Source organism: Brachymonas sp. KE5, from assembly GCF_057773645.1.
On record NZ_CM173463.1, the window covers coordinates 662,745 to 676,538 of the forward strand.

A 13,794-nucleotide genomic window follows, 5' to 3' on the forward strand; every position below is an offset into this window, starting at 1 on the left:
TGCAGTGGCCGCTGCACCGGTGCAGGAGGGCTGGAGCGTGGATCACCCCAGCGGCGCACGATGGGTGCCGTGGGCAGGCACCAGTGCCAGATTGCAGGGGTCGTGCAGAAACTCCGCCAGCAGCGCGCGATAGTGCGGCAGTTGCTGCAGGTGCCGGGCACGGTCGTGCACGCTGCCGTCACCGTGGAGGAAGGCAGCATCGAAATAGTGTGCAATCAGGTCGGCCTGCTGCTCCATGTTGAGTTCGCAGAAGCGCTCCGCATGGGGCAACAGATGCTGGTAGCGGTAGGCACGCTGCTGCCGGTAGCCGCCGCGCAGGGCCAGCCGAACCCCATGGCGCCACAGGCGAAAGCCACGCTGCCACTGCCAGGCGTGCACCAGCTCGTGCACGAACCACAGCTTGGTGGCGTCATCGGCCAGGGCAAAGTCGTGGTGCACCAGACGCGGTGGAAACACCAGCGTGTTGCCATGCGCCAGTGCCGCGCGGGTCAGGTGCGGCAGTCCCAGCCAGCCGCCGCTCTGGATGCGGATCAGCGCATAGTCCAACCCGTCGCGGAACAACGGGCGCACCAGCGCGATTTCGCTGTCGGTCAGGGTGCGGCGGGGGGCGAAACGCATGGCGGGTGCACGGGGCTGAACGGGCTTGGGCGGGCTGTCGGTGCGGAAGTTTCCGTGCCGGATCAGCAGGGCCTCATGCCGCCGCTTTTTGGCGTGTGCCCTTGGCAGGGGTCTTGGGCTGGAAGTCACAGCTGTCGGCCACGGCACAGTGCCAGCATTCGGGCGTGCGTGCCTTGCAGATGTAGCGGCCGTGCAGGATCAGCCAGTGGTGAGCATGCACCAGAAATTCCCTGGGCACGCGCTTGAGCAACTGCTTTTCCACGGCCAGCGGCGTCTTGCCGGGCGCCAGGCCGGTGCGGTTGCTGACGCGGAAGATGTGCGTATCCACCGCCATGGTCGGTTCGCCAAAGGCGACGTTGAGCACTACGTTGGCGGTCTTGCGACCGACTCCAGGCAGCTTTTCCAGCGCCTCGCGGCTGTGCGGCACTTCGCCGCCGAACTCGTCCAGCAGCAGGCGGCAGGTGGCCATGATGTGTTTGGCCTTGCTGCGGTACAGGCCGATGGTCTTGATGTAGCTCTCCAGCCCTTCCAGGCCCAGGTCGAGGATGGCCTGCGGCGTGTTGGCCACCGGATAGAGCAGACGCGTGGCCTTGTTCACGCCCACATCGGTGGCCTGCGCGCTGAGCAGCACGGCGATCAGCAGTTCGAACGGAGTGCTGTATGCGAGCTCGGTTTCGGGGTGCGGATTGGCGGCCTGCAGCACGCTGAAGAAGCGGACGATCTGGTCTTTTTTCATGGGGAACAAAAAACTTCAAGCCCGCCACGCAAGGCGGGAGCCGCTATAGTCTGTCTGTTGTTGTCGATTGCGCGATTGTGGCACGCCCCGCAGGGGGAGTGCCTGTCGTGCGTTTTATCCAGGATCCCGCTCCATGCAATTTGCCTCTCGCCTGCAAAACTGCGAAACCTCCGCCATCCGCGAACTGTTCAAGCTGCTCGGCAAGCCCGGCATCATCAGCTTTGCCGGCGGTTTTCCGGATCCTGCCTTGTTCGACGTGGAGGGCTTTCGCGCGGCCAGCACCGATGCGCTGCAGCAGTGGCCCGGCGCGGCACTGCAGTACGGCGCTACCGAAGGCTTCGGTCCGCTCAAGGAGCAGATTGCCGTGCTCTCCGGCAACAAGAGTGCACCGCTGTCCGAGGACGACTTCATCGTCACCACCGGCAGCCAGCAGGCCCTGGACCTGATCGGCAAGTGCATGATTTCGCCCGGCGACAAGGTGATTGTGGAAGGTCCGACCTTTCTGGCCACCATCCAGTGCTTCCGCCTGTATGGCGCCGAGGTGATCAGCGCGCCCATCGATGGCGATGGTGTGCAGGTCGACCAGCTGGAGGCGCTGATCGCCGAGCACAAGCCCAAACTGGTGTACCTGATTCCCACCTTCGGCAACCCGAGCGGCGCCATGCTCACGCTGGAGCGCCGCAAGCGCGTGCTGGAACTGGCCGCGCAGTACCAGACCCTGGTGGTGGAGGATGATCCCTACGGCGACCTGTTCTTCGATGCCCCGCCGCCGCCCAGCCTGCTGGCGCTGAGCAGTGAGGTGCCCGGCAGCCGTGAGTGGCTAGTCCACTGCGGCAGTCTGAGCAAGATCCTGTCACCGGGACTGCGCCTGGGCTGGCTGGTGGCTCCCAAGGCGTTGCTGGCCAATGCCGTAATGTGCAAGCAATTCAGCGATGCCAATACCAGCACCTATGCCCAGGCCACCGCAGCTGCCTATCTGCAGAGCAACCGCCTGCCGCAGGCGGTAAACCAGGTGCGCCGTGTCTATGCCGAGCGCGCCCGCTGCATGGCCGAAAGCCTGCGCCGCGAACTGGGCGATGCCGTCAGCTTCCACGAGCCGAGCGGTGGCATGTTCTTCTGGCTGCGCCTGACCGGCGCCAACGGGCGCGAGGCCGATGCCGGTGCATTTGCCAAGCGCGCCGTCGACAAGCTGGTCGCTTTTGTGCCCGGCGCTCCCTTCTTTGCCCAGCAGCCCGATCAGGCCTGCTTCCGCATGAGCTTTGCCACCTCGGATCTGGAGAAGATCGAGGAGGGCGTGCGGAGAATGGGCCAGGCGCTGTGATGCGCTGCCATTTCGCCAAGAGGCCCGCTGACTCTTTTCTTTTGCGAGACCTTCCATGCCCCAGTCTGCTTCCCTGCACAAAGAGCAACCCCTGATCGACGATATCCGCCTGCTGGGCAAGCTGCTGGGCGATGTGATCCGGGAGCAGGAGGGCGAGCCTGTGTATCAGTTGGTCGAGCGCATCCGCCAGCTGTCGGTCGCCTATCGCATCCGCGACGACAAGGGAGCCGGCCAGACGCTGGCCGAGCTGCTGAAAAACCTGTCGCTGGAACAGACCGTGCAGGTGGCGCGGGCCTTCAGCTATTTCTCGCATCTGGCCAATATCGCCGAAGACCACCACCACATTCGCCGCCGCCAGTTTCACGAGCGCCGCGGCGAGGCGCAGCGTGGTTCGCTGGCGGCGGGCCTGGCGCGGCTGCAGGAAGAGGGCGTTTCGGCCGAGCGCATCGCCGGACTGCTGGAGCAGGCGTATGTGTCGCCGGTGCTGACCGCTCATCCGACCGAGGTGCAGCGCACCATCATCCTGACCGCCGAGCGTGCCATTGCGCAGCTGGTAGCCGAGCGCGAGCAGGCCGTAACCACCCGCGAGCGCGAGCGCAACACGCTGCTGCTCAAGGCGCGCATCACCCAGCTGTGGCAGACGCGCATGCTGCGCGACGAGAAACTCAGCGTGGCCGACGAAATCCGCAACGCGCTGGCCTACTACCACAGCACCTTTCTGCGCGAGGTGCCGCACCTGTATGCCGAACTGGAAGAGGCATTGCCCGGCCAGCCGATCGCGCCGTTCTTCCGCATGGGCAACTGGATTGGCGGCGACCGCGACGGCAACCCTTTCGTCACCGCCGAGAGCCTGGCGCTGGCGTTCCGCCTGCAGTGCGAAACCGCGCTGACGCACTACCTGCATGAGCTCAACGCGCTGGGGCTGGAGCTGTCCATGTCCACCATCCTGGTCGATGTGGAGCCGGAACTGCAGGCGCTGGCTGATACCGTGGGGGATACCAACATCCATCGCAAGGACGAACCCTACCGCCGCGTGGTGATCGGCATCTATGCCCGGGTGGCGGCGACGCTGAAGCAGCGCACCGGCATCGACGCACCGTATGCGCCGGCCGTGAGGGGAGAACCCTATGCCAGCGCCGACGAACTGCTGGCCCATTTGCGCCTGCTAGAGTGCTCACTGCGTGAGCATCACGGCACGCCGCTGCTGGCACTGCGCCTGTCCGAACTGCTGCGCGCCGTGGAGGTGTTCGGCTTCCACCTGGCCACAGTGGACCTGCGCCAGAACTCGGAAGAACACGAAGCCGTGGTGGCCGAACTGCTGCGCGTGGCGCAGCTGCAGGACGACTACAGCGCGCTCAACGAAGCCGGCAAACGCGCCTGCCTGCAGCAGGTGCTGGCCGATGTGCGTCCGCTGCAGGTGCCGCATGCCGACTACAGCGAGAAGGTCCATGGCGAACTGGGGGTGTTCCGTGCCGCATTGCAGCATCTGGAACAGTACGGCCGCCATGCGCTGCGCCACTACATCATCTCGCACACCGAGGATGTGAGCGATCTGCTGGAAGTGATGGTGCTGATGAAGGAAACCGGCCTGCTGCGCGGCTTCGGCACGGCGCAGGGGCGCAGCCGGTTGATCGTTTCGCCGCTGTTCGAGACCATTGCCGACCTGCAGGCCGCCACGCGCATCATGCGCGAGTGGTATGCGCTGCCGGGCGTGCTGGACATGGTGCTGGCCAGTGGCGCCGAGCAGGACATCATGCTGGGCTACAGCGACAGCAACAAGGACGGTGGCATGTTCACCAGCAACTGGAACCTGTATCAGACCGAGCAGGAACTGCTGACGCTGTTCGATCCGCTGCGCGAACAGCACGGCGTGAAGCTGCGCCTCTTCCACGGCCGTGGCGGTACCGTGGGGCGTGGTGGCGGCCCAAGCTACCAGGCCATCCTGGCGCAGCCGCCCGGTACCGTGAACGGCCAGATCCGCCTGACGGAGCAGGGCGAAGTGATTGCCTCCAAATACGCCAATCCGGAAATTGGCCGCCGCAACCTGGAAACCCTGGTGGCGGCCACGCTGGAGGCCAGTCTGCTGGCGCCGTCCGAGCCGGTGCCCGAGGCGTATTTGCAGGCAGCACAACAGATCAGCGATGCGTGTTTCTCGGCCTACCGCGCGCTGGTGTACGAAACGCCCGGCTTCACAGACTACTTCTTTGCAGCCACGCCGCTGCGCGAGATTTCCGAGCTGAACATCGGCTCACGCCCGGCCAGCCGCAAGGCCTTGCGCAGTATCGAGGATCTGCGGGCGATCCCCTGGGGCTTCAGCTGGGGCCAGTCGCGCGTGGCGCTGCCGGGCTGGGCCGGCTTTGGCAGTGGCGTGCGGCAGTGGCTCATGGCGGGTGGTGATGCGCCGGACGCGCAGCGCCTGCAGACGCTGCAGGCCATGTACCGCGAGTGGCCGTTCTTTGCCACCGTGCTGTCCAACCTGGACATGGTGCTGTCCAAGACCGACATGCCGATTGCCGAACGCTATGTGGAATTGGTGCCGGACCAGGCGCTGGGGCGCCGGATTTTCGGGGCCATCCGTGCCGAGTGGGACGCCACGCAGGACATGCTGGCGCTGATCACCGGCGAAAGCGATCGCCTGGCGCACAACCCGGCGCTGGCGCGTTCGATTGCGCACCGCTTTCCGTACATCGATCCGCTCAACCACCTGCAGGTGGAACTGATGCGGCGTTACCGGGCCAGCAAGGAGAACGGGGCGCCGGATGCCGCCGAACTGGCGCTGCCGGCGTGGCAGCAGCAGCCGGCGCGGCTCAAGCGCGGGATCCATATCTCGGTGAACGGGATTGCTGCGGGGCTGCGCAATACCGGCTAAGGCTGTGCCGGCACCACGGTCTCAGCCAGCGATACGCGCCCACAGTAGCCGCAATTGCAGGCCCCAGTTGCTGGTCAGCCCCACCGTCCGGCTGGAGATGCTGCCATCCGGCGCCAGAATGATGAAGCTGGGGGTGGAGTTCACGCCAAAGGTGCGCGCGATGTCACCTTGCGGGTCCATGGCACTGTTCCAGCGCAGGCCGCTTTTCTGCTCATAGGCCGCCACCGTCGAGGCAGGGCCGGACTGCATGGCGATGGGCAGCACAGGGTACTTCTGCACCAGCGCGTCCACCGAACCCTGTTCCAGCTTGCAGATCGGGCACCAGGTGGCCCAGAAGTACAGCAACACAGGCTCTCCGGCGTGCTGCTGGCGCCATTGCGTCAGCGTATGCGTGGCGCCGACACTGGCCGCGCGCTCGAACTGCACCTCGGGTGCCTGTCCGGACGCCATGTTGCGTGTCTGCCAAAGGTGAGCGGCCATGAAAGCGGCCAGCAGGACGGCCAGATTGACCGCCCAGGAGCGGGCGCGGCGGCGCCAGGGCGAGGGCCCGGACGGTTTGGGGGTTGGCTCGGAAGATTGCATGGGGCAAGCATAGCGGGTTGAAACTATCCTCTTCGCCGCGGCCCCGAAATTCCAGAGTGCGAAAGGCGGCTGAGCGAGGCTAAAAGCAGGGCAGGAGTTGGTACCATCGACCGCTTACACACCGTTCCCGCCATGCTCGATTCCACCAAGAAAACCCTCTGGGCCACCGCCGACAAGCTGCGCGCCAACATGGATGCAGCCGAATACAAGCACCTGGTGCTTGGTCTGATCTTTCTCAAGTACGTTTCCGACACCTTCACGGCTCGCCAGACCGAAATCAAGGCACGCCTGCGCGACCCCGAGGACGAGTACTACTACGGCGATGCTGCCGACGAAGACATTGCCGCAGAGCTGGAAGACCGCGATTACTACACCAGCGCCAACGTCTTCTGGGTGCCCGAAAACGCACGCTGGGAAACCCTGCGCGCCGGTGCCCGCAGCCCCGAAATCGGCAAGCAGATTGACAACGCTCTGACCCTGATCGAGGGCGAGAACCCGCGCCTCAAAGGGATTCTGGACAAGCGCTACGCCCGTGCCCAGTTGCCCGATGGCAAGCTCGGTGAGCTGGTGGACTTGGTCTCCACCATCGGCTTTGGTGAAGATGCCTCGGTCGCGCGTGATGTGCTGGGACAGGTGTACGAGTATTTTCTGGGCCTGTTCGCCAGTGCCGAGGGCAAGCGCGGCGGGCAGTTCTACACGCCGGCCGCCATCGTCAAGACGCTGGTGGCCGTGCTGGCCCCGCACCACGGCCAGGTGTACGACCCGTGCTGCGGCTCGGGCGGCATGTTCGTGCAGAGCGAAAAGTTCATCGAGGCGCACGGCGGCAAGCGGGGCGACGTGTCCATCTACGGGCAGGAATCCAATCCCACCACCTGGCGCCTGGCGGCCATGAACCTGGCCATTCGCGGCATCGACTTCGACCTGGGACGCGAGCCGGCTGACACTTTCGTGCGTGACCAGCATCCGGACCTGCGCGCCGACTACTGCCTGGCCAACCCGCCCTTCAACATCAGCGACTGGTGGCACCCCAGCCTGGACGGCGACGCCCGCTGGGTCTACGGCACACCGCCCGCCGGCAACGCCAACTACGCCTGGCTGCAACACATCCTGCACCACCTCAAGCCCACGGGCCGAGCCGGCATTGTGCTGGCCAACGGCAGCATGAGCTCCAGCCAAAACAGCGAAGGCCAGATTCGCGCAGCCATGGTGGACGCCGATGTGGTGGAAGTCATGGTGGCCCTGCCGGGCCAGCTGTTCTTCAACACGCAAATCCCAGCGTGCTTGTGGTTCTTGGCCAAGCAAAAAAGCCGCAAGGGTGAAGTGCTGTTCATCGACGCCCGCAAACAAGGCCGCATGATCAGCCGCGTACAAAGCGAGCTGAGCGACGAGGTCATCGAGCGCATCGGCCAGACCGTGGCCGACTGGCGTGCAGGCAGCGACGCCTACCAGGACGTGCCCGGCTTCTGCCGCAGCGTGCCCCTGGCCGAGATCGCCCAGCAGGGCCATGTGCTCACCCCCGGCCGCTACGTGGGTGCCGAAGAGGTGGACGACGACGACGAGGCCTTTGCCGAAAAGATGCAGAAGCTCACCGCTAAGCTGGGCGAACAAATGGCCAAAGGCGCAGAGCTGGATGCGCTGATTCGGCAGAAGCTGGGGGGGCTGGGGTATGAGTTCTGAGTGGCGACTCACAACCCTAGGTGAGATTTGTGCCGAGCAAGGTGGCGCAATTCAAACAGGTCCCTTTGGCAGCCAGCTGCATACCTCCGACTACAAAGAGGTGGGCATTCCAGTTGTCATGCCAACAAATATTGGCGATGGTGGAATCGTTGAGGATGGCATTGCACGAATAGATCAATCAGATGTTGATCGCCTGTCACAGCACAAACTGATGTTGAATGACATTGTGTTTAGCCGTCGTGGCGACGTGACGAAAAATGCTTTGATTCGCGAGCATGAGGTCGGATGGTTTTGTGGCACCGGTTGCTTGAAGGTGCGCTTGGGTGCAGAGCGCATTGCAAACGCGAAATTCATTTCGCACTGCTTGCGCTTGCCAGATACCAAGGACTGGTTGGTGCGGCACGCTGTGGGCGCAACGATGCCCAATCTAAATACGGGAATTCTTTCAGCGGTTCCGATCAATTTGCCGCCCATATCTGTTCAGCGTGAAATCGCTGGAATGTTGGGTAGCTTGGATGACCGCATCACCCTCCTGCGCGAAACCAACGCCACCCTCGAAGCCATCGCCCAAACTCTGTTCAAGTCATGGTTCGTCGACTTCGATCCCGTCCGCGCCAAGATGGAAGGCCGTGCACCCGAAGGCATGGACGAGACTACGGCGGGCCTATTCCCAGATGCGCTATCCACAAGTGAGTTGGGGATGATCCCGTATGGCTGGCAGGTTCGTACCATTGGAGATCTTGTAGAAACGGTCGGAGGAGCTACGCCCTCAACCAAGGATGAGGCGTACTGGGCGCCGGCGACCTATCATTGGACATCTCCTAAGGACTTATCCGGCTTGGTGAGTCCGGTGCTGCTGGAGACGGAGCGCAAGATCAGCGCAACCGGCCTGGAGAAAATCAGCTCGGGCCTGCTGCCGGGGGGAACCCTTTTGATGTCTTCTCGGGCACCCATAGGCTATCTTGCTGTGGCGCAGATGCCAGTTGCCATTAATCAGGGCTATATCGCGATGCTTCCTGGAAGCACTCTACCTCCACTCTTCATGTTGTTCTGGTGCAAGCACAATATGCAGAGCATCAAAGGGCATGCCAACGGCTCTACCTTCATGGAGATCAGCAAGAAGGTGTTTCGCTCTATTCCCATCGTCGAGCCGCCCAAGGCGATCGTGGAAGCCTTTGTTGACGTGGTCGGAGACCTTTTCGACAGATTGGCGGAAAACGAAAGGCAGGCTCGGACGCTCGTTACACTCCGCGATACCTTGCTTCCCCGTTTAGTATCCGGCCAGCTGCGCCTGCCACAAACTGAATCGGAGACCGAATGAAGGTGCCAACGTACGAAGACATTGAGGCCTTGCTTGCGCAGTTGGCTACCTGCATTGCCGATGACCTGGAAAACGGACTTCCTGTGCAGGAACACAGGGGAGGGAAAGCCCTTTTACACGTTGCGTCTGGGCGGGCCGAGCGTTTAGCAAACAATTAACAATGGTTGCTGAATCTTGTAAAAATTAAATAAAATCAATGAGTTAGTGGATTAATTGCCAAGCGAAGACGCATAAGCACCTTGACATGTATACAAATCGCGTTTTTCTATACACGTCGATGCTAACATGTATAGAAATTCCGTTTTTCTATACACGTCCAAGGCTGCGAACCCCTCATGGCAACCCTTTTCCCTCTGGAGACGCTGGATCCGGCACGCTTCGATGCGCCGCGCATCCTGAAAAAACTGGCCAGCAGCAGCCGTCGCCTGGCCGAACTCAAGGGTGTGGCTGCCTCCATTCCCAACCAGAGCATCCTGATCAACACCCTGGGCCTGCAGGAGGCCAAGGACAGTTCAGCCATCGAGAATATCGTCACCACGCATGATGAGTTGTTCAAGGACGACGTGGACCCGGAGGCATTCGCAAACCCTGCCGCCAAGGAAGTGCTGCGCTACCGCCAGGCCTTGCGCGTGGGGTTCGAGCAGGTGCGCAGCACCGGGCTGCTGACCAGCAACCACATCATCGAAATCCAGCGCGAGCTGGAGCGCAACAACGCAGGTTTTCGCAAACTACCCGGCACCGCACTCAAGGACGGGGCTGGTCGCACGGTCTATACGCCGCCCCAGGAGCCGGAAGAAATCGTTGCCCTCATGCGCGATCTGGAGCGTTTCATGAACGATCCTGCAGTGTTCGACGTGGATCCGCTTATCAAGATGGCGCTGATGCATCACCAGTTCGAGAGCATCCATCCCTTCTATGATGGCAACGGACGTACCGGGCGTATCCTGAATGTGCTGTATCTGGTGAAAGAGGGCTTGCTTGACATCCCGGTGCTATACCTGAGCCAGCACATTGTGCAGAACAAGGGCGACTACTACCGCCTGTTGCAGACGGTACGGGATGAGGACACCTGGGAGGAGTGGGTGCTGTACATGCTGGAGGCGGTAGAAGTTACCGCACAGCAGACTATCCAGACGGTGCAGGCCATTCATGGAGCATTGATGGACTACAAGCACCGTATCCGTGACGAGCACAAGTTCTACAGCCAGGATCTGATCAACAACCTTTTCACGCACCCGTATACCAAGATTGATTTTGTGCAGCGGGATTTGAATGTTTCCAGATTGACTGCCACCCGTTATCTGGATGCATTGGCGGCGTCCGGGTTTGTGGAAAAGCAGAAAATCGGGCGCAGTAACTACTACGTCAATCTTGCGCTGACCCGGATTCTGCTGAGTCAGGGGGAGTAATCGCTGTGCACGCAAACATCAGGCAGGAGCCATCGCCATGACCGAAGACCAACTCGAACAGGAAGCCCTGGCCTGGCTGACCGAGGTAGGCTATACGGTGCGCTATGGTCTGGACATCGCTCCCGATGGCATCGACCCCGAGCGCAGCGACTTCCGTCAGGCCATCTTGCCCCAGCGCCTGCTCGCCGCCATCCAGCGGCTGAACCCCGGCATGCCGGCCTCGGCTTGCGACGATGCACTGCAGCAGGTGCTGCATCTGGGCATTCCTGCGCAACTGTCGGCCAACCGGGCCTTCCACAAGCTGCTGGTGGGCGGCGTGCCGGTGCAATACCAGCGCGATGGCGAAACCGTGGGCGATTTTGTGCGCCTGATGGACTGGACCGATCCCTCCCGCAACGAGTTCTGGGCCGTCAACCAGTTTTCGCTGCGCGGGCCGCACCATGTGCGCCGGCCCGATATCGTGCTGTTCATCAACGGCCTGCCGCTGGTGCTGCTGGAGTTGAAGAATCCCGCCGACGAGGTCGCCGATATCTGGCGTGCCTGGCAGCAGTTGCAGACCTACAAGGAGCAGATTCCGGACATCTTCCAGTACAACGAGGTGCTGGTGATTTCCGATGGCAGCGATGCACGGCTGGGGTCACTTTCGGCCGATACCGAGCGTTTCATGCAGTGGCGCACCATTGACGGCAGTTGTATGGACCCGCTGGGAGCATTCAACGAACTGGAAACGCTGGTGCGCGGGGTGCTGGCGCCGGAGTATCTTCTGGATTACCTGCGCTTCTTTGTGCTATTTGAGGATGACGGCCAGCTGGTCAAGAAGATTGCCGGCTACCACCAGTTTCATGCCGTGCGTGCGGCGGTGGAACAGGTCGTGGCGGCGTCGCGGCCGGACAGCGCTGCGGGCGTGCGCGGCAAGGGTGGCGTGGTGTGGCATACGCAGGGCAGCGGCAAGAGCATCACCATGACTTGCTTTGCCGCCCGCGTGATGCAGGAGCCGGCCATGGCCAACCCCACGCTGGTGGTGATTACCGACCGCAATGATCTGGACGGGCAATTGTTCGGCGTATTCAGCCTGGCGCAAGACCTGCTGCGCGAAACCCCCGTACAAGCCCATACGCGGCAGCAATTGCGGCAATTGCTGGGCAACCGGCCTTCCGGCGGCATCATTTTTGCCACCATCCAGAAATTCATGCCTGGAGAAGATGAGGACGTGTTTCCGCTGCTGTCCGACCGGCGCAATATCGTGGTGGTGGCGGACGAGGCGCACCGCACGCAGTATGGTTTCGAGGCTAGGCTCAAGGCACCGAAGGCGAGTACCGCCAGCTACGGTGCGATCACGACCGGTGATGGGGAGAGCAGGTTAGAGGCAGGCACGACCGAGTTTGCGCCCCCGCCTTACGGCGCCAGCAGCTACCAGGTGGGCTACGCGCAGCACTTGCGTGATGCCTTGCCCAATGCCACGTTCGTGGCCTTTACCGGCACGCCAGTCAGCAGCACCGACCGCGACACCCGGGCCGTATTCGGAGATTACATCCACATCTACGACATGCAGCAGGCCAAGGAAGATGGCGCTACGGTGGCCATTTATTACGAGTCGCGTCTGGCCAAGCTGCGTTTGAGGGAGGAAGACCTGTCGCAGATTGACGATGAAGTCGATGAACTGGCCGAGGGCGAGGAAGAGGGGACCCAGGCCCGCCTCAAGAGCCGCTGGGCTGCGCTGGAAAAAATCGTGGGTGCCCAGCCGCGCGTGGCCAGAGTGGCTGCCGATCTGGTGGCGCACTTCGAGGAGCGCAACAAGGCACAGCAAGGCAAGGCCATGGTGGTGACCATGAGCCGCGACATCTGCGTGCACCTCTACGACGAAATCATCAAGCTGCGTCCCGAGTGGCACAGCGCTGATCCCGAGCAGGGAGCCATCAAGATCGTGATGACGGGCAGTGCGAGTGACAAGGAATTGCTGCGCCCGCACATCTACAGCAGCCAGGTGAAGAAACGGCTGGAAAAGCGTTTCAAGGATCCGGCTGACCCCTTGCGCATGGTGATTGTGCGCGACATGTGGCTGACCGGGTTTGATGCGCCTTGCGTGCACACCATGTATGTGGACAAGCCCATGAAGGGCCACAACCTGATGCAGGCCATTGCGCGCGTGAACCGGGTGTTCCGCGACAAGCAGGGCGGATTGGTGGTGGATTACATCGGCATTGGCAACGAATTGAAGGCTGCCATGCGCGAGTACACCGCCAGCCAGGGCCGTGGCCGGCCGACGGTGGACGCCCATGAAGCCCTTTCCGTGCTGCTGGAAAAGCTGGATGTGCTGCGTGCCATGCTGCACGGCTTTGACTACAGTGCATTCCGCACAGGTGGTCATCGCCTGCTGGCCGGTGCTGCCAACCATGTGCTGGGGCTCAAGCCCGAGCAGGGTGATGGCAAGCGCGATGGCAAGAAGCGCTTTGCCGACGCGGCGCTGGCCATGAGCAAGGCCTTCAGTCTGTGCTGTACGCTGGACGAGGCCAAGGCGGTGCGCGATGAGGTCGCCTTTTTGCAGGCCGTGAAGGTGATCCTCACCAAACGCGACACCAGCCAGCAACGAAGAACCGATGAGCAGCGTGAACTGGCTGTTCGGCAGATCATCAACCAGGCGGTGGTGAGCGAAGATGTTGTGGACATTTTCAACGCCGTGGGGCTGGAAAAGCCCAACATCGGCCTGCTGGATGAAGATTTCCTCGCGCAGGTGCGCAACCTGCCTGAAAAGAATCTCGCGGTGGAGTTGCTGGAGCGCCTGCTGGAAGGCGAGATCAGGAGCAAATTCGCCACCAATGTGGTGCAACAGAAGAAGTTTTCCGATTTGCTCGGCAACGTGATTACCCGCTACCAGAACCGCAGCATCGAAACCGCGCAGGTGATGGAGGAACTGGTGGAGATGGCCCGCCGCTTCCGCGAGGCGGCGCGACGCGGGGAGGAACTGGGCCTGAGTGAAGACGAAGTGAAGTTCTACGATGCGCTGGTCAACAACGAATCAGCCGTGCGCGAGTTGAGTGACGAAACACTGAAGAAGATCGCTCACGAGCTGACTGAGAACCTGCGCAAGAACATTACGGTGGATTGGGCCAGGCGTGAGAGCGTGCGCGCCACACTGCGGCTGATGGTCAAGCGCATCCTGCGCAAGTACAAGTACCCTCCGGATCAGGCAGAAGAAGCGGTGGAACTGGTGCTGCAGCAGGTGGAGACGCTGGGGGAAAGCTGGGCGTGACGTGCGGGGTC

General features: G+C 62.3%; 8 protein-coding genes and 2 pseudogenes. 7 read left to right on the forward strand and 3 right to left on the reverse strand.

The window, feature by feature from the left end; translation table 11 throughout:
- Window positions 1-42 precede the first annotated feature (42 nt).
- Entirely contained in the window at window positions 43-618 is a 576-nt protein-coding gene (locus tag ACX36O_RS03105; RefSeq protein ID WP_371686506.1) for a hypothetical protein, read from the reverse strand.
- A 73-nt stretch (window positions 619-691) separates the two neighbouring features.
- The gene (gene nth, locus ACX36O_RS03110; protein ID WP_213359236.1) at window positions 692-1,354 is read right to left on the reverse strand and encodes an endonuclease III; all 663 of its coding nucleotides are present in this window, start codon (window positions 1,352-1,354) and stop codon (window positions 692-694) included.
- Between the two features lie 133 nt (window positions 1,355-1,487).
- On the opposite strand from nth, the gene ACX36O_RS03115 reads away from it, so the two are divergent.
- Together ACX36O_RS03115 and ppc are read left to right on the forward strand one after the other, a co-directional pair.
- Window positions 1,488-2,675 (forward strand): aminotransferase-like domain-containing protein, encoded by a 1,188-nt coding sequence (locus tag ACX36O_RS03115; protein WP_488360032.1) that lies wholly within the window; start codon window positions 1,488-1,490, stop codon window positions 2,673-2,675.
- A gap of 55 nt (window positions 2,676-2,730) precedes the next feature.
- Window positions 2,731-5,544, forward strand: a complete 2,814-nt coding sequence (gene ppc / locus ACX36O_RS03120) for a phosphoenolpyruvate carboxylase (protein ID WP_488360033.1) — start codon at window positions 2,731-2,733, stop codon at window positions 5,542-5,544.
- Between the two features lie 21 nt (window positions 5,545-5,565).
- On the opposite strand, the gene ACX36O_RS03125 is transcribed toward ppc, so the two are convergent.
- Window positions 5,566-6,126, reverse strand: a complete 561-nt coding sequence (locus ACX36O_RS03125; RefSeq protein WP_213359253.1) for a redoxin domain-containing protein — start codon at window positions 6,124-6,126, stop codon at window positions 5,566-5,568.
- 132 nt (window positions 6,127-6,258) lie between these two features.
- Here ACX36O_RS03125 and ACX36O_RS03130 point away from each other — a divergent pair, with 132 nt between their 5' ends.
- The 5 genes and pseudogenes from ACX36O_RS03130 to ACX36O_RS03150 all read left to right on the forward strand — a co-directional run.
- Window positions 6,259-7,803 carry a class I SAM-dependent DNA methyltransferase gene (locus ACX36O_RS03130; RefSeq protein ID WP_213359256.1) on the forward strand — a complete coding sequence of 515 codons (1,545 nt, stop codon included), beginning with the start codon at window positions 6,259-6,261 and terminating at the stop codon, window positions 7,801-7,803.
- Complete coding sequence (locus ACX36O_RS03135; RefSeq protein WP_488360034.1) at window positions 7,793-9,124, forward strand: restriction endonuclease subunit S; 1,332 nt, start codon at window positions 7,793-7,795, stop codon at window positions 9,122-9,124. Before ACX36O_RS03130 ends, ACX36O_RS03135 begins: the two co-directional genes overlap by 11 nt.
- A 335-nt stretch (window positions 9,125-9,459) precedes the next feature.
- Window positions 9,460-10,533, forward strand: a complete 1,074-nt coding sequence (locus ACX36O_RS03140; protein WP_213359273.1) for a Fic family protein — start codon at window positions 9,460-9,462, stop codon at window positions 10,531-10,533.
- Between the two features lie 37 nt (window positions 10,534-10,570).
- Window positions 10,571-12,721 (forward strand): annotated as a pseudogene (locus ACX36O_RS03145) (type I restriction endonuclease subunit R); the annotation flags it as partial.
- Window positions 12,722-12,787: 66 nt separating this feature from the next.
- A pseudogene (locus ACX36O_RS03150) lies at window positions 12,788-13,783 on the forward strand (DUF3387 domain-containing protein); the annotation flags it as partial.
- Window positions 13,784-13,794: the final 11 nt, after the last annotated feature.